At 66.0% G+C, this 22,726-nt stretch carries 19 protein-coding genes; 6 read left to right on the forward strand and 13 right to left on the reverse strand.

The genetic code is table 11. The features are described from left to right. Positions 1-126: 126 nt before the first annotated feature. The 4 genes from GRX31_RS13020 to GRX31_RS13035 all read right to left on the reverse strand — a co-directional run bounded on the left by GRX31_RS13020 (position 127) and on the right by GRX31_RS13035 (position 4,299). Complete coding sequence (locus GRX31_RS13020; RefSeq protein WP_046240080.1) at positions 127-2,202, reverse strand: hypothetical protein; 2,076 nt, start codon at positions 2,200-2,202, stop codon at positions 127-129. 131 nt (positions 2,203-2,333) lie between these two features. Then, entirely contained in the window at positions 2,334-3,002 is a 669-nt protein-coding gene (locus tag GRX31_RS13025; RefSeq protein WP_016446961.1) for a hypothetical protein, read from the reverse strand. 75 nt (positions 3,003-3,077) lie between these two features. Beyond that, positions 3,078-3,788: a PspA/IM30 family protein gene (locus tag GRX31_RS13030; RefSeq protein WP_016446962.1), complete on the reverse strand. Its 711-nt coding sequence runs from the start codon at positions 3,786-3,788 to the stop codon at positions 3,078-3,080. 40 nt (positions 3,789-3,828) lie between these two features. Then, complete coding sequence (locus GRX31_RS13035; RefSeq protein WP_227469518.1) at positions 3,829-4,299, reverse strand: YjfI family protein; 471 nt, start codon at positions 4,297-4,299, stop codon at positions 3,829-3,831. A gap of 441 nt (positions 4,300-4,740) precedes the next feature. Between GRX31_RS13035 and GRX31_RS13040 the strand changes: the two genes are divergently transcribed. From GRX31_RS13040 to GRX31_RS13055, 4 genes are all read left to right on the forward strand, one after another. Next, the gene (locus GRX31_RS13040) at positions 4,741-7,374 is read left to right on the forward strand and encodes a bifunctional diguanylate cyclase/phosphodiesterase (RefSeq protein WP_160853079.1); all 2,634 of its coding nucleotides are present in this window, start codon (positions 4,741-4,743) and stop codon (positions 7,372-7,374) included. A 157-nt stretch (positions 7,375-7,531) separates the two neighbouring features. Beyond that, positions 7,532-8,542: a diacylglycerol/lipid kinase family protein gene (locus tag GRX31_RS13045; RefSeq protein ID WP_160853080.1), complete on the forward strand. Its 1,011-nt coding sequence runs from the start codon at positions 7,532-7,534 to the stop codon at positions 8,540-8,542. 27 nt (positions 8,543-8,569) lie between these two features. Then, on the forward strand, positions 8,570-9,379 hold the full coding sequence (locus tag GRX31_RS13050; RefSeq protein ID WP_160853082.1) for a metallophosphoesterase family protein: 810 nt from the start codon (positions 8,570-8,572) through the stop codon (positions 9,377-9,379). Between the two features lie 185 nt (positions 9,380-9,564). After that, positions 9,565-9,936: a response regulator gene (locus GRX31_RS13055; RefSeq protein ID WP_016446967.1), complete on the forward strand. Its 372-nt coding sequence runs from the start codon at positions 9,565-9,567 to the stop codon at positions 9,934-9,936. Positions 9,937-9,981: 45 nt separating this feature from the next. Here the strand turns inward: GRX31_RS13055 and GRX31_RS13060 are convergent, their stop codons facing one another. The 4 genes from GRX31_RS13060 to GRX31_RS13075 all read right to left on the reverse strand — a co-directional run bounded on the left by GRX31_RS13060 (position 9,982) and on the right by GRX31_RS13075 (position 16,217). Further along, a complete protein-coding gene (locus GRX31_RS13060) occupies positions 9,982-11,112 on the reverse strand; it encodes a hybrid sensor histidine kinase/response regulator (RefSeq protein ID WP_016446968.1) in 1,131 nt (376 codons plus the stop codon). Between the two features lie 48 nt (positions 11,113-11,160). Continuing rightward, positions 11,161-11,775, reverse strand: a complete 615-nt coding sequence (locus tag GRX31_RS13065; RefSeq protein WP_016446969.1) for a chemotaxis protein CheB — start codon at positions 11,773-11,775, stop codon at positions 11,161-11,163. Continuing rightward, positions 11,775-12,605, reverse strand: coding sequence for a CheR family methyltransferase (locus GRX31_RS13070; protein ID WP_016446970.1), 831 nt, complete (start codon positions 12,603-12,605; stop codon positions 11,775-11,777). The genes GRX31_RS13065 and GRX31_RS13070 overlap by 1 nt, the downstream gene beginning before the upstream one ends. A gap of 108 nt (positions 12,606-12,713) precedes the next feature. Then, on the reverse strand, positions 12,714-16,217 hold the full coding sequence (locus GRX31_RS13075) for a response regulator (RefSeq protein ID WP_017407004.1): 3,504 nt from the start codon (positions 16,215-16,217) through the stop codon (positions 12,714-12,716). A 207-nt stretch (positions 16,218-16,424) separates the two neighbouring features. On the opposite strand from GRX31_RS13075, the gene GRX31_RS13080 reads away from it, so the two are divergent. Next, positions 16,425-16,814, forward strand: coding sequence for a hypothetical protein (locus GRX31_RS13080; protein WP_160853084.1), 390 nt, complete (start codon positions 16,425-16,427; stop codon positions 16,812-16,814). A 107-nt stretch (positions 16,815-16,921) separates the two neighbouring features. Then, complete coding sequence (locus tag GRX31_RS13085; RefSeq protein WP_034367181.1) at positions 16,922-17,329, forward strand: hypothetical protein; 408 nt, start codon at positions 16,922-16,924, stop codon at positions 17,327-17,329. A gap of 11 nt (positions 17,330-17,340) precedes the next feature. Here GRX31_RS13085 and GRX31_RS13090 read toward each other — a convergent pair whose 3' ends face one another. The 5 genes from GRX31_RS13090 to GRX31_RS13110 all read right to left on the reverse strand — a co-directional run bounded on the left by GRX31_RS13090 (position 17,341) and on the right by GRX31_RS13110 (position 22,226). After that, on the reverse strand, positions 17,341-19,095 hold the full coding sequence (locus GRX31_RS13090; protein WP_160853086.1) for a methyl-accepting chemotaxis protein: 1,755 nt from the start codon (positions 19,093-19,095) through the stop codon (positions 17,341-17,343). A 39-nt stretch (positions 19,096-19,134) separates the two neighbouring features. Then, positions 19,135-19,968, reverse strand: a complete 834-nt coding sequence (gene fliD, locus GRX31_RS13095) for a flagellar filament capping protein FliD (protein WP_017407064.1) — start codon at positions 19,966-19,968, stop codon at positions 19,135-19,137. Positions 19,969-20,189: 221 nt separating this feature from the next. Beyond that, positions 20,190-20,927 (reverse strand): GntR family transcriptional regulator, encoded by a 738-nt coding sequence (locus GRX31_RS13100; protein ID WP_016453385.1) that lies wholly within the window; start codon positions 20,925-20,927, stop codon positions 20,190-20,192. Beyond that, complete coding sequence (locus tag GRX31_RS13105) at positions 20,924-21,136, reverse strand: hypothetical protein (protein ID WP_126311363.1); 213 nt, start codon at positions 21,134-21,136, stop codon at positions 20,924-20,926. Before GRX31_RS13105 ends, GRX31_RS13100 begins: the two co-directional genes overlap by 4 nt. Before the next feature lie 607 nt (positions 21,137-21,743). Further along, complete coding sequence (locus GRX31_RS13110) at positions 21,744-22,226, reverse strand: Hcp family type VI secretion system effector (RefSeq protein ID WP_016446977.1); 483 nt, start codon at positions 22,224-22,226, stop codon at positions 21,744-21,746. Between the last annotated feature and the right edge of the window lie 500 nt (positions 22,227-22,726).

Consider the following 22,726-nt stretch of genomic DNA (forward strand, 5'->3'; position numbering starts at 1 on the left):
TTTCCCCGCCGGCCGGCAGACGGGCGGGCAGGCAGGCGAAGACGAAGGCGGATGCGGGAGGCTGGGCAGCCGGCGGAGGGAGCGGCCGGGCGGCCGCCCCGTTCAGTCGGCCGTTGAATCGACCGTTCAGTCGACCCTCTGCGTGGGCGGCAGGCCCTTGCCGTCGCCCAGCGCGTTGAGCAGCGATGCGCCGCCCTTGCCGCTGAGGAACTTGCCGATCAGGTCCTGCACGATGGGGCTCTTGCCCGCCACGCCTTCCACGGCCTTGCCCACGGACAGCGCCTTGGCGAAGTTGTCGAAGAAGGCGCCCTCGCCCCCCACGATGTCGATGTTGGCCTTGCTGAGCGCGGCCGACAGCACCTCGGACTGGTCCTTGGCCACGCTCTTGTTGGCTTCGATGGCGGCCAGCGCCTGCTCGAAGTTCTTCTCCAGCTGCATGCGGAACTCCTCATGCGAGCGCGCCTGGTCGGACAGCGAGGCCAGCGCGGTGAACTTTTCGGTCAGGCCCTTGGCCTCGGCGAAGAGCTTGTCGCGCAGCACATCGGCCTCGGACGTGCCCACGTCGCGGGTGACCAAGGCCTTGGTCGCGCCCACCTGGGCCTCGCCGCGCGCCTGGGCCAGCAGGCGTTCTTCCAGCACCTTGGCATCGGCCAGGCCCTGCTTTTCGTTGGCGTCGGCCGTGGCCTCGATGACGCGTGCCTCGGCCAGGCCCTTTTCCTGCTGGCCCTTGGCTTCGGCCATCATCTTCTCGGCGATCACCCTGGCCTGCGCCAGGCCTTCCTTTTCCAGGGCGGCGGCCGTGACTTCGCGCACCTTGGCATCGGCCAGGCCGGGCGCGGCGCGCTCGACCTCGATGGCCTCGGCCAGCTTCTTCTTGGCCTCGGCGGTCTTGCTGGCCGCCTCCAGCTCGGCCTGGGCCATGGTCGTGACTTCCACGGCCTTGTGGCGCGAGGCGGCCTCTTCGGCCTCCGCCTTCTTGACCTGGCGCACCAGGTCTTCCTCGGCCTGGGCCTGGGCAGTCAGCACGGTGACCTGCTTCATGCGCTCGGCCTCGGAGACCACGCGCACTTCCTTGATGCGTTCCTCTTCCTGGGCCACGGACTTTTCCACCACCACGCGCTCGCGCACCACGTTGGCGATGTTGGCCTTCTCGACCTCGATGGCCTTTTCCTTCTCGATGCGCTGCAGCTCCACCTCGCGCTGGCGGGCCACGATCTCCAGCTCCTTGGCGCGCGTGACCTTCTCGACCTCGATCACCACCGCACGCTCACGGTTTTGCTGGGCCACGGCCACTTCGCGCTGGCGATTTTCCTCGCGGATGTCCAACTGCTCCTGGGTCTGGATGCGGGCCTGCTCGGCCTTCAGGCGCTCTTCTTCCTGCACCTTCTGGGTCTCGGCCTGCTCGCGCGCCTGGATGGTGGCGATCTCGCGCTTTTGGCGGGCCTCGGCGTCGGCCTGCTGGCGCTCCAGCGCCAGCATGGCTTCCTTGGTCTCCACGTTCTTCTTGGTGATGGCCAGGTCGGAGTTGCGCTCGAGCTCGTTGGTGACGATGTTCTGGTTGGCCGTCAGCTCGGTGATCTTGCGGATGCCTTCGGCATCCAGGATGTTGTTGGGGTCCAGCGAGGACTTGGGAGTCTGCTCCAGGTAGTCGATGGCCACGTCCTCCAGCACATAGCCGTTGAGGTCGTTGCCGATGACATGGATGATCTGGTCGCGGAAATCCTGGCGGTTCTCGAACAGCTTCACGAATTCGATCTGCTTGCCCACGGTCTTGAGCGCCTCGGAGAACTTGGCGTTGAACAGGTCGTTGACGGCCGTCTTGTCCGAGGCCCGGTCCACGCCGATGGCCTTGGCCACCTTGAGCACGTCCTCGGCCGTTTCATTGACGCGCAGGTAGAAGGCCACGGTGATGTCGGCGCGCATGTTGTCGCGGCAGATCAGGCCTTCCTTGCCGCGCCGGTCGATCTCCAGCGTCAGCAGCGAGATCTGCATGAATTCCTTCTTGTGGATCACCGGCAGCACCAGGCCGCCCGTGAACTTGACCTTGGGCTGCGAGGTGGTGTCGTTGATGATCAGCGCCGTGCCCTGCGGGACCTTGATGTAGAAGGCCTTGACCAGGGCGAACAGCCCGAGGATGACGACGAAGACGGAACCGATCACCACCCCGGCGACGATGTACCACTCCATATTGCTCATGTTCATGCGAATCTCCCCTGTGAATTGCTATCTGTGAAAACGCTGAAAAACGCAAAGGCCGCGCCCGCCGCACGGGCGCCCGGGCCAATGGGAATCAATGGGAACGAATAGAAAGGAATTCCTGGAAATTCCTGAAGCTAGCGCGGCAGCTCGGTGCCGTCGAACTCGGCCTTGCTGACCACGCGCCAGGCGTTGTGCTCGGGCAGGTGCTCGATAAGCACGATCTCGGTGCCCCGGCCCAGTGCGCGCTCGGGCGAGCGCATCTGCACGTTCAGGCCGGCGCCGCCGTCCTCCACGCTGCCGTAGCCCTGCGTGCCGTCCACTACGGCGCTGCGCACCAGGCCGGTGCGGCCCAGCAGCACCTTTGGCTCCTCTGCAGGCGCCACCTTGTTGACGATGCCCCGCAGCGGGCGCAGCACCAGCACCGTGGCGGCAAAGCCCAGCACGGCAGCCGCCACGGCCACCAAGGTGCCGGTCAGCAGGTTCACCAGGGTCCAGCCCTGGGGCATGGGCACGAAATGGCACAGCACATAGGAAGCCAGCCAGGACAGCAGGAACAGCGCGGTGAGGATGACCGTGAGCGGAATGCCGCCCAGGCCCACCTTGAGCAGCAGCCCGGCCAGCGCGCTGGCCGAGTGCTCCACGCCGTGCGCATGGTCGCTGCCGTCGAACAGCACCCAGTGGTCCAGCGAGTCCACCTCCAGCAGGCCCAGCATGGCGATCAGCCAGTACAGCAGCATGAACAGCAGCAAGGCGCCGAAGATGAAGGTCGGAAAGCCGAACGCGTATTGCAGGAATGCAGACATGTTTTATCTCCTCCCTTCAAACCCGGCAGCCAGGACGGCGGGCACGACGCGGCCTGCCCGGACCACGGCTGCGCATCAAGCGCTTTTTCCGCCAGCGGCTGCGCGCTGCGCCTTCAGGCGTTCCAGTACCGATTGCGCATTGCCCGCCTGGGGCGTGATGCCGGCGGCGCGCAGCTTGGCATCCAGCGCGTCTTCGCTGCTGTCGCGCGCCAGCTCGGCCGCGCTTTCCATGCGCGCACCGCGCTCTGCCTGCTTTTGCTTGATGCGTTCCAGCGAGTCCAGCGCGCTTTGCACGCGCGTCTGCGAGCCTGCATAGCGGCCGGCCACCGTGGCCTGGGCGCGCTGCACGCTTTCCGTGGCCTTGACGGTGTCGGCCTGCTGCTTGAGACGCTTGATATGCGTTTGCGCCGTCTGTATGGCCACGCGCAGCTGCTCCACGCTTTGCGTGTAGGCATCCAGCTGGGATTGCTCCTCGTCGCGCTGCGTCTCCAGCACGGAGACCTTGCCGGCCACTTCCAGCGCCAGCGCCTCGTCACTGGTGTCCAGCGCCTTGACGGCATAGCCCTCGTACTCGGCAATGCGTTCCTGGGTCTGCTTGAGCTTGCCGGCCGCCAGCTTTTGCTTGGCCATGATGTCGGCCAGCGCTTCCTTGGACTTGTTCAGGTCGCTGTCGGCATCGCGGATTTCCTGGTCCAGGATGCGCAGGGCCTGGCTGTCGGTCACCGCCTCGCCGGCCTCGTGCGCTGCGCCGCGCAACGCGGTCACCAGCTTGTTCCAGATGGTCATGATGATCTCCTTGGGGCTCAGTGTCTTCAACGGGCAGGCTTCAGGCCTGCACTGGCGCGGGCACCGGCGCAGGGGTCAGATAGTGGGCCAGCGCCTCGGTGGCCTGGATGACGCTGTCGGCCAGGGTGAGGATTTCGGAAATGATGTCGCCCTCGCTGCTGCTGGCATGCAGGGCGGCGAACATCACATAGCCCTCGCCGCCATGGGCCTGGGGTTCCAGCGCCATGGTGGTGAAGGGAAACAGCTTTTGCAGGCGCAGCATCTGCTCGTTGAGGCCGGCGCGGTCGTGCACCTGGTCGGCGGGCCAGAGAAAGGCCTCCACCACGAGCTGGTCGCCCGACAGGGCCACGTGGACCGGCAGATCGCCGAATTCGGGCAGGCTGATGAGCAGACTGGCGTCCGCGCCTTCAAGCACCTCGATATGGAGCCGGCCGCCCTGCACCAGCGTTGATTGCTGCAGATCGCCCGCCAAGGCGTGAATATCCCGATATGCCTGTCTGCTGTTGTCCATGCTGCCCTCCTTGTGGATGAGAACCATTGAATCCGGTTGCAAGCCGGACACGCGCATTTGCTTTTCCAATTGCTGCAATGCAGCACCGTACTCTGGAAGAATCCAGACCTCCTTTTTCACCAGCCCCTGCTCGCGCAGCCGTTGCCGGTGCAGACGCTGGTAGTGGGCTGATGTCTTTTGTTCCATGCGGATACCATAGCGACCATTACATGTGATGTCTACATGTAATGAAGATCAATTTGTAAACGGATATGTAAAAGGAGTGCCGCAATGGAAGGCATTGCAGACGCACTGACCATGCCTTTGCGTTGCTGCAAATGACCTTTCATTATTCATTTTTTCTACTGAAAATCATTTATCGACAATTTTTCCTATCACCCACAGGAGAGCTCCTGCACAGGGGGCGACCGCTGCCGCGAAAGGCTGCCGAGGCACTGCACAATGGCCGCTGTCGCAGGCAGATCCGGCCCTTGGCTGCCCGGCGCACGCTACGGAAACCTCTGCATGCCCGCCTTCAGGCTCTCACTTCGCACGGCAGTCACAGCCCCCTTCATAGCGGTGTTCGTGGTCACGGCCGGGCTATTGGCGGCATGGCAGCAGCGCCAGGTGGACCAACTCATCAACCGCGAAAGCCTGCGGCTGCTCGACTCCCTGTCCACCACCACGCGCCACCAATTGGCCGATTACCTGGAGACCCCGCTGCGCGTGCAGCAGGCCCTGGCCGAGACCGTGGCCCGGCAGGCGCTCTACACACCCGGCGACCTGCGCCCCATCTATGGCTATCTGACACGCTCATTCACCGAGCTGTATGCCCAGCACCACCAGATCAGCCTGTTGAGCTTCGGCGGCGTACAAGGTGAATACACGGGGGTGCGGCTGGAGCCCGATGGCCGCTACCGCCTGATTCTTCAGGACCGCAGCACCCAGGGGGCCCTGCAGATCTTCGAGGGGCTGGAGCCCGGCCCGCCCATGTCCAGCCTTGCCGGCTACGACCCCCGCGTGCGCCCCTGGTACCAGCCTGCCATCCACAAAGACGGCCCGCACTGGTCGCCCATCTACACGGTGACTGGCGACCGCGGCGATACCACGATTTCCGCATCCACGTCCGTGCGGGTGTCCGGCCAGCTGGCCGGCGTGGTGGCTGCCGATGTGCGGCTGAGCAGCATGAACCGCTTTCTGCGCGACGAGCCCTTGCGTGGCAACGGCCATATCGCCGTGGTCGACGCACAGGGCTACATGGTGGCGCACTCGTCCGAGCTGTCGGTGCTGAAACGGCGCGAAGGCCCCTATGACCCGCCCGTGCGCCTGCGGCTGTCCGAAAGCCCCGATCTTGCGCTGCGCAGCCTGGCCGCCCTGCTGCCTCCCCATCTGAGCGCGGATTCATCGGCGCCAGCGGGCCCCGAGAACACCATCAACCTGAGCTTCAAGGAACAGGGGCAGATCTACCACGGCCAGGTCACCGCATTCCACGATGGACGCGGCATCGACTGGCGGATCCTGGTGCTGCAGCCCGAATCCGATCTGGTCAGCAGCATGCGGGCGGACAGCCGGCATGCGCTGGTCCTCGCTTTCGGCCTGGCCTTGCTGGGACTGGGGCTGGGCGTGTGGTGCCTGCGCCGGGCACTGCGCCCCCTGGCGGTGACGGCCGATGCGGCCAACCGCCTGGCCAAGGGCGACTGGAGCGCGGTAGGGGCGCTGCCGGATACGTCCCTGGTCGAGACATCGTCCCTGGTCTCGGCCTTCCACAACATGGCGCAGCGGCTGCAGGAATCGTTCGAGCACATGCGCACCCTGCTGCAGTACGACAGCCTGACGCAGCTGCTCACGCGCGCCGGCCTGATCGAGCAGGCCGATGCGGCGGCAGCCGCCAACACGCCCTGCCGTGCCGCGCTGTGCCTGCTGGAGCTGCAGAATTTCCGCAGCGTCCGCGACGATGTGGGCCACGGCACGGGCGAGCAGCTGCTACGGGCCGTGGCCGAGCGGCTGCGCAACCACCATCTGCAGTTTCCTGCCCTGCTGGCGCGCACGGCCAGCAACGAGTTCGCCATGCTGTGGCTGCATGACTGCACGCCGCAGCAGATGCAGGACAAATGCCGCCATCTGCTGGAAATCTTCGACCAGCCATTTTCCGTGGGCAAGGACGACATCGTGCTGCGCGCCTGCGCGGGCGCCGTCAGCGGCGAGCTGCTGCCGGGCGCGCTGCCCGAGTGGCTGCGCAACGCCAGCATTGCGCTGGGTGAGGCGCAGCGCGGCTCGCACCCCTTCCTGCTGTTCGAGCCCAGCCTGGCGCAGAAGATGCTGGGCCGCACGCAGCTGGCCATGGAGCTGCGCCAGGCGCTGGAGCGCAACGAGCTGCGCGTGTTCTACCAGCCCGTGGTGGACCTGGCCACAGGCAGCATGGTCGGCGCCGAGGCCCTGGTGCGCTGGAACAGCCCGACGCGCGGCATGGTGCCGCCCGGCGTCTTCATTCCGGTGGCCGAGGAGTCGGACCTGATCCTGAGTGTGGGCGAATGGGTGCTGCGCACGGCGGCGCACGACATCGCCTCCCACCTGCCCCAGCTGCCCGCCGACTTCGAGCTGCACGTCAACATGTCGGCACGCGAGCTCATCCAGTCCGACTTCGCCTCCACGCTGGAACAGGCACTGGCCACCAGCGGCCTGCCCGCCCGGTTGCTGACCCTGGAGCTGACGGAGTCCATGCTGCTGGACGACAGCGACGCCACGCTGCAGCGCATTGCCGCCATCCGCGCGCTGGGCGTGAAGATCGCCATTGACGACTTCGGCACCGGCTACTCCTCCCTGGCCTATCTCAGCCGCCTGCGCTTTGACTGCATCAAGATCGACCAGAGCTTCGTCGGCCAGTTGCCGGAGTCCGAATCCGACAAGTCCATCGTGACCGCCGTGCTGCGCATCGCCCAGGGCTTTGGCGTCAAGGTCGTGGCCGAAGGCGTGGAGGAGCAGGCCCAGGCCAGGCTGCTGCATGCCCTGGGCTGCGAGCATGCACAGGGCTATCTGTTCGAGCGGCCGGTGCCGCTGGCGCAGATGCTGGAGTACCGCTCTCCCTGGCACGAGTGAGCCACCAGTGGGCCACCAGGGAGTCGCTGGTGAGCCGCTGCTGCCTTGTGGTGCCCTGCCTGTCGGCTTTGGCTGACGTGTGCCGCTTGCATGATCCGGTGCACATGCAGGTGCAATCCACGAAACAATCGGCGCCTGTTCCAGCCTCCCGCCTTCCATGACGCCCACCTACTCCGAGAGCCAGCCGCCCCCGCCCCGTCTGGACCCCGCCGGCCCCATCCACCTGATCGTGCCGCTGCGCCCAGGCGCCGACCTGGAACAGCTGCGCGCCCGCCTCACCAGCGTGCCCGCGCTGCAGCAGCGCAGCGTTCAGTGGCATGTGCCTGGCGCACGCGCCGACATCGTGCACCTGGCCGCCCGCGCCGTGGACAAGGCCAGCCAGGATGGCGGCCTGGTCGTGGCCGCCGGAGGTGACGGCACCATCAATGCGGTGGCCGCCGCAGCCTGGGAGCGGGGCGTGCCCATGGGCGTGGTTCCGCTGGGCACCTTCAACTACTTCGCCCGCGAGCAGGCGCTGTCGCTGGAGCCTGCCCAGGCCGTGCAGGACATTCTTCAGGCATTGCAGGCCGGCCAGATGCGGCCCGTGAACGTGGGCCTGGTCAACGAACGGCTGTTCCTGGTGAACGCCAGCCTGGGCCTGTACCCGCGCCTGCTGGACGAACGCGAGCGCGCGTCCACACGCTTTGGCCGCACGCGGCTGGTGGCCATTGCGGCCTCCATCTGGAGCATTCTTCGCGGTGGCAGCGCGCGCCGCTGGCGCGTGGCCCTGCGCCCCGACCGGGATGCGCCGTTGCAGCAGCAGGAGCACCTGGCCACCACCCTGTTCGTCGGCAACAACCCGCTGCAGCTGGAGCGCGTGGGGATTGACGAGGCCCGCGCCGTGGCCGATGGCCGGCATCTGGCCGCCGTGCTGCTGCTGCCCCAGGCCAGCGAGGCCCCGGCGCGCGTGGTCTGGAATGCGGTAATGGGACGGCTGGCCCAGGACGATGCCGTCGCCAGCCTGGCCTGTACCGAGCTGGTGGCGGAGCCTGCAGGACGGCGTCCTCGCCGCATGAAGGTGGCCTTCGATGGCGAACGCGAATGGATGGCGCCGCCCATCCGCTTTCGCCTGGGCGAGAAGCCGCTGTGGCTGGTCGTGCCTGCCCCGGCAGAGCCCGCCTCCTCCTGAACGCCGAATGAGGAACAAGGAGCGCCCATGGCCTTGCTCATGCATTTGTCGGACCTGCATTTCGGCGCCCACGATCAGGCCGTGTGCGCCGCCGTGGCGAGACTGGCGGCCCGGCTGCCGGTAACGCTGCTGGTGGTCTCCGGCGACCTGACCCAGCGCGCCACGGCCGCGCAATTTGCCCAGGCGCGGGAGTTTCTCGACAGCCTTTCCGTGCCCCGGCGCCTGGTGGTGCCCGGCAACCACGATCTGCCGTTGCTCGCCTGGTGGGAACGGCTGGGTGGCCACGCCCACGACCGCTATGTGCGCTGGATCGATTCCGAACTGCAGCCCTGGTGCGCCGTGCCAGGCTTTTGCGTGATCGGCGTGGACACCACACGCTGGTGGCGCCACCAGCGCGGCAGCCTGTCGGCCGGGCAGATCCTGCACGTGGCGCAGCGCCTGGAGCAGGCCAGCCCCGCCGACTGGTGCATCGTCGTCAGCCACCACCCGCTGGCTGCGGCCCACGAAGAGGACCGCAGCCACCGTCCTCACCGCGCCGCGCAGGCACTGGCCCGCTGGCGCGATGCCGGAGCGCAACTGGTGCTCTCGGGCCATGGTCATGACCCCGGCCTGGTCCAGCCCCTGCCCGGGCTGTGGGCAGCGCAGGCGGGCACCGCGGTCTCGGTGCGGCTGCGCGCCCATGCGCCCAACAGCCTGTTCACCCTGGAGCATCGGGATGGCGCCACAGGCCAGGACTGGCGCCGGCAGCTCACGCGCTGGGACTATTCGCGGCAGGCCGGTGAATTCCTGCCCGTGCAAAGGCATGTGCTGGATCCCCTGTCCACTGCCCAGACTTGAGATCGCACAGGCCGTTCGTGGGACTTGCCTTTGTATTGCACAATCCATCGCTTGGCACGCACAGAAGGCAACCGTCGACCAAGTTTGCATGCTGTCCTACGTGATGGAGGGCGGCGGGTGTGGATGATCAGCCCTCGTCCATGCTGCCTTTTTGATAGCAGCATGACGCACTGCAACAAAGAGATATGCGAATCCTGTACGTTGAAGACAATGCCGACCTGCGAGAAACCATTGGCCTGCTGATGGAGAGCGAATCCCGTTTCGTGACCAGTTGCGCCACTGCCGAGCAGGCCCTGGAACTGGATGCGGGCCAGCCTTTCGACGTGGTGGTCTCCGATGTCAGTCTGCCGGGCCTGTCCGGCACCGATCTGGCGCGGCAGCTGCTGCAGGCCGATGCGCAGCGCTGGATCATCCTGTGCTCCGGCTACGACCTGGGGCCCTACCCGGCCGCCTGGGGTCCCCAGGTGCGGACCTTGCTCAAGCCCTTCGAGATCGAGGACCTGGAAACGCTGCTGGACTCCATACAGGAAGCGCTGCACACCAGGCCCGTCCACTGAGCCCATTTTTCCGAGACCGGCCTGCCGGTCCATCGGCTCCCGCCGTCACAGCACGGCCTTGGAGCCTCCCGCTGCCATCTCGCGCGGCAACTCCACCCTGAAGCTGGTCACGCCATCGGCGGAGTGCACATCGATGCGCCCGTTGTGCGAACGCACGATCTGGTGCGCGATGAAAAGCCCCAGGCCCAGGCCCTGGTGCTGGCCCGGCTTGCGCTCTCCTCCGCGAAACGGGTTGAACAGGGTGGGCATCAGCTCCGCAGGAATGGTGCCGCCGTTGCGCACCGTGATGACCACGCAATGGTCCTGCCTGCCATCGGCCGTCACCTGCACAGGCTGCGCCGGATCGCCATGGTGCATGGCGTTGCCCACCAGATTGGTGAGCACCTGGCACAGGCGTTCGCCATCCCAGGTGCCATCGAGATTGCCCAGCATCTCGCTGTCCAGGCGCCGCTGCGGAAAACCCGTCTCCACTTCCTGCAGCGTGCGCTGCAGCAGCGCTTGCAAGCTGGTAGGCCGCGGTGACAGCGGCAGGCCTTCCGCCTGGCGGATGCGGGTGACGTCCAGCAGGTCCTCGATCATGCGCGACATGCGCTGGCTGCTGCTGAGCATGCGCTCGGCCATGCTGGCCACCTTGCCCGTATCGGGCTGGCGCGTGAGCAACGTGGCGGCGGCCTTGATGGATTGCAGCGGCGTGCGCAGGTCGTGGCTGAGCACGGCCATGAACATCTCGTTGATGCGCAGCGCCTCGGTGCGTTCCTGCAGTTGATGGGCCAGTGCCTGCTTGCGCTGGTGCAGCTCGAAGAACACATTGGCCTTGGTGGTCAGCATGTGGGGATCGATGGGCTTGTACAGGAAGTCCACGGCGCCGCTCTCATAGCCACGGAACTGCCAGTTGTGCTCGCGCGAGCCGGCCGTCATGAAAATGAGCGGGATATGGCGCGTGCGCTCGCTGCCGCGGATCAGCTCGGCCAGCTCGAAACCGTTCATCTCGGGCATCTGCACATCCAGCAGGGCCAGGGCCACGTCGCTGTGGTTGAGCAGCAGCTCCAGCGCCTCGGGGCCGGACTGGGCCTTGAGGAATTCGATGCCGTCGCGTTGCAGCAGCGCCTCGATGGCGATCAGGTTCTCGGCGATGTCATCGACGATCAAGCATTTGACGCGATCTGTATGGGGCATGGATTCTCTCTCGGTATTTAGTCTTGTGGGGGCGTGCCGGCTGGACATTCAAAGCCTTCCCTGGCGGTGCAGCGATGCAATGAGGGAGGCAATGCCTTCGGGCGCCAGCGCCTGGGCCTGCGGCACGCGGGCCAGCGCCGCCAGCGGCATGGTGGGCATGCGGGCGCCGTCGGGCGCCTGCACCACGGCCAGGCCACCGGCGGCGTGCACGCTGGCCATGCCCTGCGCGCCGTCGTCATTGGCGCCGGACAGCAGCACCGCCAGCAGCCGCTCGCCATAGCAATCCGCAGCGGACTCGAACAGCACGTCGATGGAGGGCCGCGAAAAATGCCAGGGCGCATCCAGCGACAGCGCCAGCCGGGGGCCGCTGTCCACCAGCAGGTGATAGTCGGCCGGGGCGAAGTACAGGCACCCAGGCTCGATCCATTGCTGGTCCTGCACCTCACGCACCGGCACGGCGCAGCGCGGGCCGAAGAGCTGGGCCAGCAGGCTGCGGCGATCGCGCGGCAGGTGCAGCACCACCAGCACCGAGGCGCGCAGGCTGGCCGGCAGCGCGGGCAGCACCACCGATAGCGCATCGAGCGCGCCGGCCGAGCCGCCGATCACGATGGCCTCGTAGGCTGTGGCGGCGTCGGAGGCGGGTGTGTTCGTGGTCACGGGCATCACAGCCCGGCCTTCTTGCGGTAGATGCGGTCCTCGAGCACGAAGTCCTCGAAGGCCTCCGAATGCCCTGAAAACCGCAGCGACTCCTTGGAGCCCAGCCCCAGGAATCCGCGATGGCACAGCGCATCGCGGAACAGGCCCAGCGCCCGGTCCTGCAGCTCGCGCTCGAAATAGATCAGCACGTTGCGGCAGGACACCAGGTGCATTTCGGCGAACACGCTGTCGGTGGCCAGGCTGTGGTCGGAGAACACCATGTGCTCGCGCAGCCCCTTGTCGAAGACCACGCGGCCGTAGCGCGCCGTGTAGTAGTGCGACAGCGAGCTGTGCCCGCCCGAGCGCGCATGGTTGTCGGTGAAGGCCGCCACGCGCGACATGTCGAACACGCCCTGCTCGGCCGCGCGCAGCGCATGCGGATTGATGTCGGTGGCATAGATCAGGGTGCGGTCCAGCAGGCCCTCCTCCTCCAGCAGGATGGCCAGCGAATACACCTCCTCGCCCGCGCTGCAGCCGGCCACCCAGACCTTGAGCGAGGGATAGGTGCGCAGCAGCGGCACCACCTCGGTGCGCAGTGCCCGGAAATAGCTCGGGTCGCGGAACATGTCGCTGACCTGGACCGTGAGGTATTCCAGCAGCGCCGGGAACACGCTTGCATCGTGCAATACGCGGTCCTGCAGCTGCGACAGCGTCTGGCAGCCGAACTGCACCAGGGCCGTCTGCAGGCGCCGCTTGAGCGAGGCCTGGGCATAGCCCCGGAAGTCGTAGTGGTAGCGGTGGTAGATGGCGTCGATCAGCAGGCGCTGCTCGATGTCGGCGGTGCGGGCTTTTTTCATCGCCGGGCCGCCCCAAGATGAAAAGCGGCCCCCTTGGGGGGCAGCGGACCTTGCGCAGCAAGGGGAGCGTGGGGGCTATTTTTCAGCTGAAGCATCGCGTCCTCCTTGCTACTTGGGCATCCACACCCGCACCAGCGACAGCAGCTTTTCCACGTCCAGCGGTTTGGCGATGTAGTCGTTGGCACCGGCGGCCAGGCATTTCTCCTGGTCGTCCTTCATGGCCTTGGCGGTCAGGGCGATGATGGGCAGGCGGCGCCATTGCGGCCGGTTGCGGATCTCGCGCATGGCGGTGTAGCCATCCATCTCGGGCATCATGATGTCCATCAGCACCAGGTCGATACCGGCCTGCGCCGCGCCGCGAGACTCCAGCGCCTCCAGCGCCTCGCGCCCGTTGCGCGCGATCTCCACGCGGATGCCCGTGGGCTCCAGGATGCTGGACAGCGCAAACACGTTGCGCACATCGTCTTCCACCACCAGCACCGTGCGCCCTTCCAGCGCAGACTCGCGGCTGCGCGCGACCTGCAGCATCTGGCGGTGCTCGGCCGACAGCTCCGACTCCACCTGGTGCAGGAACAGCGTGACCTCGTCGAGCAGGCGCTCGGGCGAGCGCGCGTCCTTGATGATGATGGACTTGGAAAAGCGCCGCAGCTGCTGCTCTTCATCGCGCGACAGCGCCCGGCCCGTGTAGACGATGACAGGCGGGAAGGAAACATCGTCCTGGTCCGTCATGCGCTGCAGCAGCTCGTAGCCGCTGATGTCAGGCAGGTTCAGGTCCATCACCATGCAGTCGAATGTGGAGCCGCGCAGATGATCCAGCGCGGCGGCCGCCGTGCCCGCGCAGACGATGTCCACATCGCTGCGGCTGAGCAGGTGGCGCACGCTCTCGCGCTGGCGCTCGTCATCCTCCACCACCAGCACGCGGCGCAGGTCCTGGGTGAACTTGGCCTCCAGCCGCTGCAGGGCGTGGACCAGTTCCTCGCGCTTGACGGGCTTGAGCGCGTAGCCGACGGCACCCCGCCCCATGGCTTCCTGCGAATAGTCCGCGACCGAGACCACGTGCACGGGAATGTGGCGCGTGGCCGGGTTGCGCTTGAGCTGGTCCAGCACGCCCAGGCCCGAGAAATCGGGCAGGTTGATATCGAGCACGATGGCGTTGGGCTGATTGTCGGCCGCCATGGACAGGCCGTCGGACGCCGTATTGGCCACGTCGCACTCGAAATCCATCTCGCGTGCCAGCTCCGACAGGATGTCCGCGAAGCGCAGGTCATCCTCGATCACGAGGATGCGGCGCCCGCTCTGACCCCTCTTGCGCAGGGCGTCCGTTGCCGCCGACGCGGCAGGTGCCATGGCAGGCGACATGGGCGGCGCGAACGCAGGTGCGGCGGGCGCAACGTTGGCCGTTGCGAGCACGGGCACGGACGACGCTGCCAAGGCCTCTCGCAGCCCCTGCGGCTGAGGCTGCGGTGCGGCAGTCGGGGCCGTGGCCGGGCCGGACTCGGCCGACTCCAGGCTCACGGGCACGGTCAGTGTGAAAACGCTGCCCTGGCCAGGCGTGCTGGAGACGGTCAGCGTGCCGCCCAGCAGCCCCGCCAGATCACGCGATATCGACAGGCCCAGGCCCGTGCCGCCGAACTTGCGGTGCGTGCTGCCATCGGCCTGGCGGAAGGCATCGAAGATGAATTGCTGCTGCTGCTCGGCAATGCCGATGCCGGTATCGCGCACCGCGAAAGACAGCATGCCCTGGGGCGCGCAGGACACCTGCAGGCCCACCGAGCCCTTGGCCGTGAACTTGAGCGCGTTGGACAACAGGTTCTTGAGCACCTGGGCCAGCCGCATGGGATCGGTCTGCATGGTGGCGGGCACGCCCGGGTCCACCGTCCAGGTCAGCTCCAGGCCCTTTTCGCGGGCAATCGGGCGCAGCGGCTCCATCAGCGTCTGCAGCGCCGTGGCAATGGTCACGGGCTCGGCGACCACGGTGACCTGGCCGGCCTCGATCTTGGACAGGTCCAGGATGTCGTTGATCAGCGCCAGCAGGTCGCTGCCTGCGGCGTGGATGGTCTGCGCGTACTTGATCTGCTCGGCCTGCAGATTGCCCGGCCTGTTGTCGGCCAGCAGCTTGGCCAGGATCAGGGTGGAGTTCAGCGGCGTGCGCAGTTCGTGGCTCATATTGGCCAGGAACTCGCTCTTGTACTGGCTGGCCAGCTCCAGCTCGCGGGCCTTGTCGGTCAGCGCGCCCTGGGCGCGCAGCAACTGCTCGCGCTGGTACTCCAGCTGCTGGGTCTGCTCTTCCAGGTGGGCATTGGTCTGCTCCAGCTCGGTCTGCTGGTGCTCCATCTGGGTCTGCGACTCCTGCAAGATGCGGCTTTGCTGCTCCAGCTCCTCGTTGCTCACGCGCAGCTCTTCCTGCTGGGCTTGCAGCTCTTCCGACTGGCGGCGCGTTTCCTCCAGCAAGGTCTCCAGGCGCGAACGGTCCAGGCCCGAGCGAATGGCCACGGCCAGCGATTCGGAGGCGCGCTCCAGCAGGCTGCGCTCGGCTTCGCCCACGGGGCGCAGAAAGCCCAGTTCGATCACGGCGAACACTTCGCCGTTTTCCATGGCGGGCACCAGCATCAGCTGCAAGGGGCTGGACTGGCCGGTGCCCGAGGAAATCTGCAAATGCTGGGCAGGCACATCGCTGACATGCAGCAGCTTGCGCGACGCGGCCGCCTGGCCCGCCAGCCCCTCGCCGGGCAGCAGCTTTTGCTGCAGTCGCTCGCGCGGCAGGGCATAGCCGCCGAACAGGCGCAACCCGCCATCGGCGCAGTCCACCACATAGCCGGCGCCCACATCGGCACGCAAATAGTTGGCCAGGTACTCCAGCGCCTTCTGGCCCAGGTCTTCCAGCCGGTGGTCTCCCTGCAACTGCTGCCCCAGGCCGGAAAGACCGGACGTCACCCACGACTGGCGGGCCTTGACGCGGTACTCGCGCACCGTCAGCGCGGCCGATGCCAGGATCAGGCCCAGCAGGATGAGGGAGCCGCCCCAGGAATAGTAGGTCGAGGTGGTGGATGCCTCCACCCACAGCTGGCGACGCTGGGCCAGCTCCCGTGTCTGGTGCGTGTAGAGGTCGTCGATCAGCTCGCGCAGCCGGTCCATGGCGTTCTTGCCCACGTCCAGGCGCACCAGGGCCATGGCGGCGTCCAGATCGCCGGACTTGCGCAGGTCTATGGTCTCCTGCAGCTCGCGCAGCTTCTGGGCCGATATCTCCTCGATCTGCGCCAGCAGCCGGTGCTGGTCGGAGTCATTGGAAGTGCGCGCCTTGAGCGCCTCCAGCTGCTGCATCAGCACATCGCGTGCCTGCTGGTAGGGCTGCAGGTAGGCCGGGTCGCCCGTGAGCAGAAAACCGCGCTGCCCGGTCTCAGCGTCCTTGAGCGAAGCATTGAGCTGGCTGAGCTGGCGCATGGCCAGTGTCGTGCGGTCCATGGCCACCACGGCCTGGCCTCGCGTCTCAGACGCCCTGAAATTGACGAAGGCAATGACCAGGGTGGCCAGTGCCGCCGCGCCAAAGCCGGCAACAAGTGTCCATGGAATGGCAAAGCGCTGGGTGCTCTGATTGCGGGAGGATCGTGGCATGCAGTGGAGTTTCTGGCAGGAAGGGACGGGGAAATCCGCCAAGGACTGTAAACGTTTTGCGCAGCCCTCGGCAGCACTGTGGCGCAGCTTGCGCTGGTTTCGGCGACGCGCGACGCCCGCAGGCGCCATTGCAGCCGTTAACATGGCCCGATACTTTCCTTCCGACACCCCGCTGCGGGCGTCGGCCCACTTTCCAGGACCCATTGCATGAAAACCTTTGCCATCACCGTCGCATCGCTGGCCGCTGCCGCTTCGCTGGTGTCCACCAGCGCCAGCGCTGCGGCTTCGATCTTCCTCAACGACACCATCGCCGCGCGCATTCCCGCCAGGGACCTGCCCGATGCCAAGGCCGCCGTGGCCAAGGTGCTCAACGAGGCCGCCGACGGCTCCGTGACCGAATGGACCAGCGGCCCGAACCGTACCAACCAGCGCGTGACGATGGCCTTGCAGCCGCAGCAGACCGTGCAGACCGGGACGGCCGGAAGCTGCCGCCTGCTGTCGGCCGATGTGCGCCTGAAAAAGACCTCGGAAAACTGGCGCTTCTGGTTCTGCAAGCAGCCCGACGGATCGTGGAAGGCCAGCGGCAGCCAGCCCTGAGCAAGGATTGCGGTGGTCGGCGACCGGGAATCCGGCATGGACCTACGCCACCAGCCCTGGGCGCGTGGGAGCATGTCGGCCGGAAGATAGACCACCGGAGAACAACCATGCCCCATGAATTTGTGCATGCCACGACACTTGCCAGACGGCTGGCCCTGGGCGTCGCCGCAAGCTCTTTGCTGACGCTGGCCGCCTGCTCGGGCGAGACCTCGTCGCAGCGCGCGGGATTTCCCATGGCCGAAGTGCCGCGCTTCAACCAGCCGCCACCGGACAAGCCCCTGCTGGGCCAGCCCGTGATCACTGCCGAGCAGGTCATGCCCCATGCCAAGGGCGACCCGCATGAGCCGTTGCCGGCTGCCGCGCCGCTGCCCGCCCGGGCGTCTGAACCGGCAAGCGGGTCAGGTGCCACCAACAAGGAAGATGCAGGCGGCGTGAATCCGGCCGCCGGCCAGGCCGCCGCCATCACCGACGGCCAGGGAGAGGGCTCCAAGTACGAGCTGGGCGCCCCCAAGTAACCTGGCCGGGCTCAGAACGAGGTCCAGTCCCCATCGTCCTTGCCAGTGGCAGGCACGGACTGCCGGGAGGCCGGCAGCTTGGCGGCTGCAGGCTTGGCGGCGGGTGCGCCCGGGGACGCCGCAGGCGCGGCCAGCGGCCTGGCAGGAGCGCGCATCTGCGCTGCCGCAGGCTGTGCACGCCCGGCAGGGGCCGGGGCTGGGGCCACCGCCGGACGAGCGGACGCCACGCCCTCGATACGGAATACGCTCACTGCAGCGGCCAGCTGGTGCACCTGGGATTTGAGCGAGCCGGTTGCAGCGGCCGCCTCCTCGACCAGCGCCGCATTCTGCTGTGTCACCGTGTCCATCTGCGAAATCGCCTGGTGCACCTGGTTGATGCCGCTGCTCTGCTCCTGGCTGGCGGCGGTGATCTCGGCGACCAGGTCGCTGACCTGCTGCACGCTTTGCACGATGCCGTCCATGGTGCGTCCGGCCTCGGCCACCTGGCGCGTGCCCGCCTCCACCTTGGAGACCGAGTCGGCAATCAGGTCCTTGATGTCCTTGGCCGCCGAGGCGCTGCGCTGCGCCAGCGCGCGCACCTCACCGGCCACCACGGCAAAGCCGCGGCCCTGCTCGCCGGCGCGCGCCGCTTCCACGGCGGCGTTCAGCGCCAGGATGTTGGTCTGGAAGGCAATGGAGTCGATCACGCCGATGATGTCGGCAATCTTGCGGCTGGACTCGCTGATGCCGCCCATGGTGTCCACCACGCCCGCCACCACCTTGCCGCCCTGCACGGCTGTCTGCGACGCCGAAGCGGCCAGCTGATTGGCCTGGCGCGCGTTCTCTGCGTTCTGCTTGACCGTGCTGGTCAGCTCCTCCATGGCAGCGGCCGTCTGCTCCAGCGAGCTGGCCTGCTGCTCGGTGCGCGAGGACAGGTCCTGGTTGCCCGCGTCGATCTCGCCCGAAGCCGTGGCAATGCTGTCGGCACCCGAGCGCACCTGCCCCACGACCTGGGCCAGGTTGTCGTTCATCTGGCGCAGCGCCTGCAGCAACTGGCCCGTTTCATCGCGCGAATCGACGGTGATGCGGCTGGTCAGGTCGTTGTTGGCCACGGTGCGCGCCACGCGCAGGGCCTCGGCCAGCGGCCTGGTGATGCCGCGCGTGATCCACCAGGCGGCCAGCGCGCCCAGCACAAAGGCCAGCGAGACCACCGTGATGATGGCGGCTCGGCTGGCCGAGAAGCGCACCAGCACATCGGCGGCGGAGCTGTCGATGGCCGCGCGCTGCATGTCCAGCAGGCGCTGGACCATGTCGATATAGCGCTGCGTGGCGGGCTGGTATTGCTGGGTGAACAGGCGCTCGGCGTCTTCGGCGCGGCCCTCGGCCTTAGCCTTGGTCACCACGTCGCGGCCCGCCAGATAGCCGGCGCGCGCCTTCTTGATCTCGACCCAGATGTCCTTTTCCTCCTGGGTCTGCAGCAGCGGCTCGATGCGGTCCTGCAGCTTGCTGGACTGGCGCGAGGACTCGGCTGCGTCTTCGGCGAAGAAGGTGGCCAGCGAGGGATCGCTGCTCTTGGCAATGGCCGTGGTGCGGCGCGAACCCGAGTGGATGTTGCGGAACCAGTCGCTGATCATCCGCTCCTTGGCCAGGGCCACCTCGGTGATTTCCGTGGTCGAGCGGGCCATGTGCCCCATGCTGACGATGCTGGTGACACTGATGAGCAGCATGATCAGCAAAAGAATGGTGAAACCGCCTCCGAGACGAAGGCCTATGCGCAGATTTTTCATGATGGGGAAACAGGATGCGGGACGGAAACGCGGCAAAAACTAGTTCTTGAGGTAGGCGTCCAGCACCATGCGATTCCAGTTGGCCGAGCCGACCAGGGAATCGCCGAGCTTCTCGGCCGTCGCCACCACGGCGCTTTGCTGCTGCTGCAGCGCCTTGACCCGGTCGCCCAGGCTTGCCATGGACGAACTCAGCCGGCTGCCCGTGGACAGTGCATCGTTGGCGCTGTTTTCCACCGCCTTGCCAATGCCGGCCAGGGCCGAGGTCACGCCTGCGGGATCTGTGGCCATGGACTTTTCCAGGGCCTTGGCGTCCACCGCCAGCGTGCCGTCCTGGCGCTGGACGATGCCGATCCTGGCCAGGCTGGGCGAAGTCGCGCTGCCCGTGACACTCATGATGGCCGCACGCAACTCGCGCAGCGCGCGGGTGGCACCCACATCGGTGGTGGAGCCGGCGGCCGCGCTGGCATTGCCCTTGGCCGCGCTGGCGTTGTAGCGCGCCACCAGCTTTTCCAGCGCACCTTGGACCGACTGGGTGGTGCTGGTCGCCGTGAGGGCCGCCATCTCCTTGCCCGCCGTGGCCAGATCCACCAGGGACGACTTGAACTGCCCCAGCGCCGACAGCGAGGTAGAGCCCGCCTGGGCCTGGGCCGCAATGCGCTCGTGCGCCTTGGACAGCGAAGGCGCCAGCTTGCGGACTTTCTCCGCTTCGGTGGTCTCCGTCTTGGTGCTGTCCGTCTTCGTGGCGCCGGCCTGCGCATCGCTCTTCTTGATGGCCGAGTCCGAAGCCGTCTGCGCCGTGGTGCTGCTGTTGAGCCTGGACTGGGCTCGGGCCAACAGGCTTTGCACATTCAGGTTGTCGGTTCTGATGCTCATGTTCTCTTCCCTGTAAGTTTGCGGATGGTGCGGGCGCAGGGCCCGTCCACGGTTTGGCAGGGAGACTACCGGGACGCCGCCGCCGCAATGCAGGGATAAGCGGGCCGCTTACCCGCGACTTGCAGCCTTTGCCGGGCCGGATGCACGCCCGCCTTCGCCCAGCGGCCCGTGCGCCCATGAAAAAGGGCCTCCGAAGAGGCCCGTTCCACACATCCCGACCATCAAGCCGTCTGCTGCAGGGCTCCGTAGCGCTCGCGCGCCGTCTGCAGCATGTAGAAGGTGATGCGCTTGACCTCGGCACGGCTGTCGGCGATGTGCTGCTTCAGGCAGGACTGGGCCAGCGCGGCATCGCCGGCCTCGATGGCGGCAAGAATGGCGGCATGGTCGTCATAGGTTGCCGAGACGCGCGGCAGCTTGATCACATCCAGGCGGCGGATGATGCGGATGCGCTCTGTAATGTCCAGGTGGATGCGCGCCATCTCCTGATTGCCGGTCGCGGCCACCAGGCCGGTATGGAAGGCCTCGTCCAGCGAGGCCACGACGGCGGGGTCGGTCTCGCGCTGCTCCTCGGGCACGCACCAGACTTCGCGCAGCGGCTGCAATGACTGCAGCGATTCGCCCACCAGGCTGGCCACGGCGCTGGTCTCCATCAGGGTGCGCACCTCGTACAGATCCTCGAAGTACTTGAAGTCGAAGGCCTTGATCTGCCATCCGCTCTTGAAGTGCACATCCACATAGCCGTCGCGCTGCAACCAGAACAGCGCCTGGCGCACGGGCGTGCGGCTGACCTGCATGCGCGTGGCGATCTCGCCTTCGCTGAAACGGTCGCCAGGCAGCAGACGGAAATCGAAGATGTCGTTCTTCAGGCAGGCGTAGATCTGCGCAGCCAGCGAATGCGCGCTGCTTGCAGGCCCCTGGCGCGTCTCGCACACCGGCGAGGAAACAACCGCGATGCTCATGCGACTGCCACGCCTGCTGGAGCACGCAGGCCTTGCCGCTGGCCGCCGCCAGGGGCTGGCAACGACATGCCCGGAGCCCTGAAGAAGGGCCAGGCCTTGCCTTCGACACCGGACTCGCGCATGGCCGAAGACAGGGTATACGCCGACCGTAGCAGCAATACCATTGCCTGATTTGCGATCAGGCAATGGGCAATGGTCCATTCACGCATTTAGTACTCTTTCTTGTACACAAGTTGGCAGTGGGATTTATTAAAGAAACGAATTGCGTTTTAATAATTGGACCTACAAGAATATCCTCGACAACGGCCGATCTTCGTGTATGCTCCGCGACTTGCCGCCGCAAAGGCCATACGCACCACAGCGTTTGGCAGCCCCCGGCACCAGGCATTCAAAGTGACTGGACCAACACCAACAGGAACCCACTCGCGGTAATCCTGCGCATATTTGCGCCAATCCATTTTTTCAGAGAGTTTCTGCACACACCTGGTGCAACGAGCACATCAATTTCCCCATGCCTGCGGCCATGGGTTTGTGTATTTGTTAAATATTGCAAGATATTGAGGCATTCAGCCTCTGACAGGAATGGAAGGCGGCTTTCTGTCAAGGAACTGACATGTGAATCTGCTAGCAGCGGCCTTGCGCGTGCAGAGACAAGGCACGTCCTGCCCGATATTCCATCCACCGCTCGATTCCAGCTTTCCATACTGGAAAGCCTCCATCGATGGATGGAGGCCATATTCCCGCGCATCCACGGCAAACCCACGCCGGATGCATCCGACGCGGGTTTGCCGCAGCAGCAAGCCTGCGCAAGAAGACTCAGGCTTCGCGGTTTTCCTTGATGTTGAAGCCCATCTGGCTCTCGGCGCCCTTGCCGCCCTGGTTGGTCTGCTCCCAGTACTGGGTCTTGACCTTGGCAGCCTGGAACGAGTAGTTGACAGTCACGGTGTCAGAGGAGTTGGCGCCGCTGACGGTCACGTTCGTCACCATGACGTCGGTCAGGGTGATCTTGGTGAACTCGATCTGCGAGCCGCCGGCCTTGCACAGCGAGATGTCGACCTGGCCCAGGTGCTTGCCCGTGGCGCAGTGCTTGAGCACGGCGGGGTAGCACTTGTCCACCTTGGCGATGACGTTCAGGTCATGGAAGCTCACCTTGCCGGCGCCGGCACCGCCGCCGCTGGCCATGGTGTTGGGCTGGGTCGCGCCCCAGGTGAAGGAGTCGATGTCGGTCCAGCCCTTGTGGTTGGAATCCTGGGATTCGCCACTGGCGCCCTCGACCTTCATGAACATATCAACGGACATTGCACACCTCTCGAATTAATGGATTAAACGTTCGCATGCAACCCAATAGACCGACTGCATCGGATGGTTCACACGCGAACAAAGGGGAAAACCACTCCCGGGCAGAGCGCACGAAACCGATTCACTGAACATGTGATTCAGATCAGTGCGGCGCATACCCTGGATGGTCAAGGAATGTATTGACAATCGCCTGCAATCCTCACTGTCGTGAACCGCCCTCCTTTGTTGGAGCCGCGATGATAGTGGATAAGATCGGAAAAATACAAACAATTGGCCCGACTGAATTGTTACGGCCGATACATCTGAAAAAAAATGTATCCATCGCTTATCCATTCGATACGTGTCATGGCTTTTTGCAGAACTCAAGCTACACTCACGCCGCATTCGGAGTCCGATTGAAATACGATCTTGTATTCATGACGAGTCCATGACGTTCGTCTTTGGCCCCCGGCTTCAGACAATTGGCTGATCGAGGAAAACCAGCGGTTGCATAGACAGAT

This window comes from Delftia sp. CH05 (assembly GCF_009827015.1).
GTDB lineage: Bacteria > Pseudomonadota > Gammaproteobacteria > Burkholderiales > Burkholderiaceae_C > Comamonas > Comamonas tsuruhatensis.

Bases quoted from the DNA above. Each gene is read 5' to 3' on its own strand.
- GRX31_RS13030 (WP_016446962.1), bottom strand. From the start codon at position 3,788: ATGACCATCTGGAACAAGCTGGTGACCGCGTTGCGCGGCGCAGCGCAC.
- GRX31_RS13060 (WP_016446968.1), bottom strand. From the start codon at position 11,112: ATGCCCCATACAGATCGCGTCAAATGCTTGATCGTCGATGACATCGCC.
- GRX31_RS13110 (WP_016446977.1), bottom strand. From the start codon at position 22,226: ATGTCCGTTGATATGTTCATGAAGGTCGAGGGCGCCAGTGGCGAATCC.
- GRX31_RS13045 (WP_160853080.1), top strand. From the start codon at position 7,532: ATGACGCCCACCTACTCCGAGAGCCAGCCGCCCCCGCCCCGTCTGGAC.
- GRX31_RS13070 (WP_016446970.1), bottom strand. From the start codon at position 12,605: ATGAAAAAAGCCCGCACCGCCGACATCGAGCAGCGCCTGCTGATCGAC.
- GRX31_RS13050 (WP_160853082.1), top strand. From the start codon at position 8,570: ATGGCCTTGCTCATGCATTTGTCGGACCTGCATTTCGGCGCCCACGAT.
- GRX31_RS13090 (WP_160853086.1), bottom strand. From the start codon at position 19,095: ATGAAAAATCTGCGCATAGGCCTTCGTCTCGGAGGCGGTTTCACCATT.
- GRX31_RS13065 (WP_016446969.1), bottom strand. From the start codon at position 11,775: ATGCCCGTGACCACGAACACACCCGCCTCCGACGCCGCCACAGCCTAC.
- GRX31_RS13025 (WP_016446961.1), bottom strand. From the start codon at position 3,002: ATGTCTGCATTCCTGCAATACGCGTTCGGCTTTCCGACCTTCATCTTC.
- GRX31_RS13040 (WP_160853079.1), top strand. From the start codon at position 4,741: ATGGCCGCTGTCGCAGGCAGATCCGGCCCTTGGCTGCCCGGCGCACGC.
- GRX31_RS13055 (WP_016446967.1), top strand. From the start codon at position 9,565: ATGCGAATCCTGTACGTTGAAGACAATGCCGACCTGCGAGAAACCATT.
- GRX31_RS13035 (WP_227469518.1), bottom strand. From the start codon at position 4,299: ATGGACAACAGCAGACAGGCATATCGGGATATTCACGCCTTGGCGGGC.
- GRX31_RS13100 (WP_016453385.1), bottom strand. From the start codon at position 20,927: ATGAGCATCGCGGTTGTTTCCTCGCCGGTGTGCGAGACGCGCCAGGGG.
- GRX31_RS13080 (WP_160853084.1), top strand. From the start codon at position 16,425: ATGAAAACCTTTGCCATCACCGTCGCATCGCTGGCCGCTGCCGCTTCG.
- GRX31_RS13075 (WP_017407004.1), bottom strand. From the start codon at position 16,217: ATGCCACGATCCTCCCGCAATCAGAGCACCCAGCGCTTTGCCATTCCA.
- GRX31_RS13105 (WP_126311363.1), bottom strand. From the start codon at position 21,136: ATGCGTGAATGGACCATTGCCCATTGCCTGATCGCAAATCAGGCAATG.
- GRX31_RS13085 (WP_034367181.1), top strand. From the start codon at position 16,922: ATGCCCCATGAATTTGTGCATGCCACGACACTTGCCAGACGGCTGGCC.
- GRX31_RS13020 (WP_046240080.1), bottom strand. From the start codon at position 2,202: ATGAACATGAGCAATATGGAGTGGTACATCGTCGCCGGGGTGGTGATC.
- fliD (WP_017407064.1), bottom strand. From the start codon at position 19,968: ATGAGCATCAGAACCGACAACCTGAATGTGCAAAGCCTGTTGGCCCGA.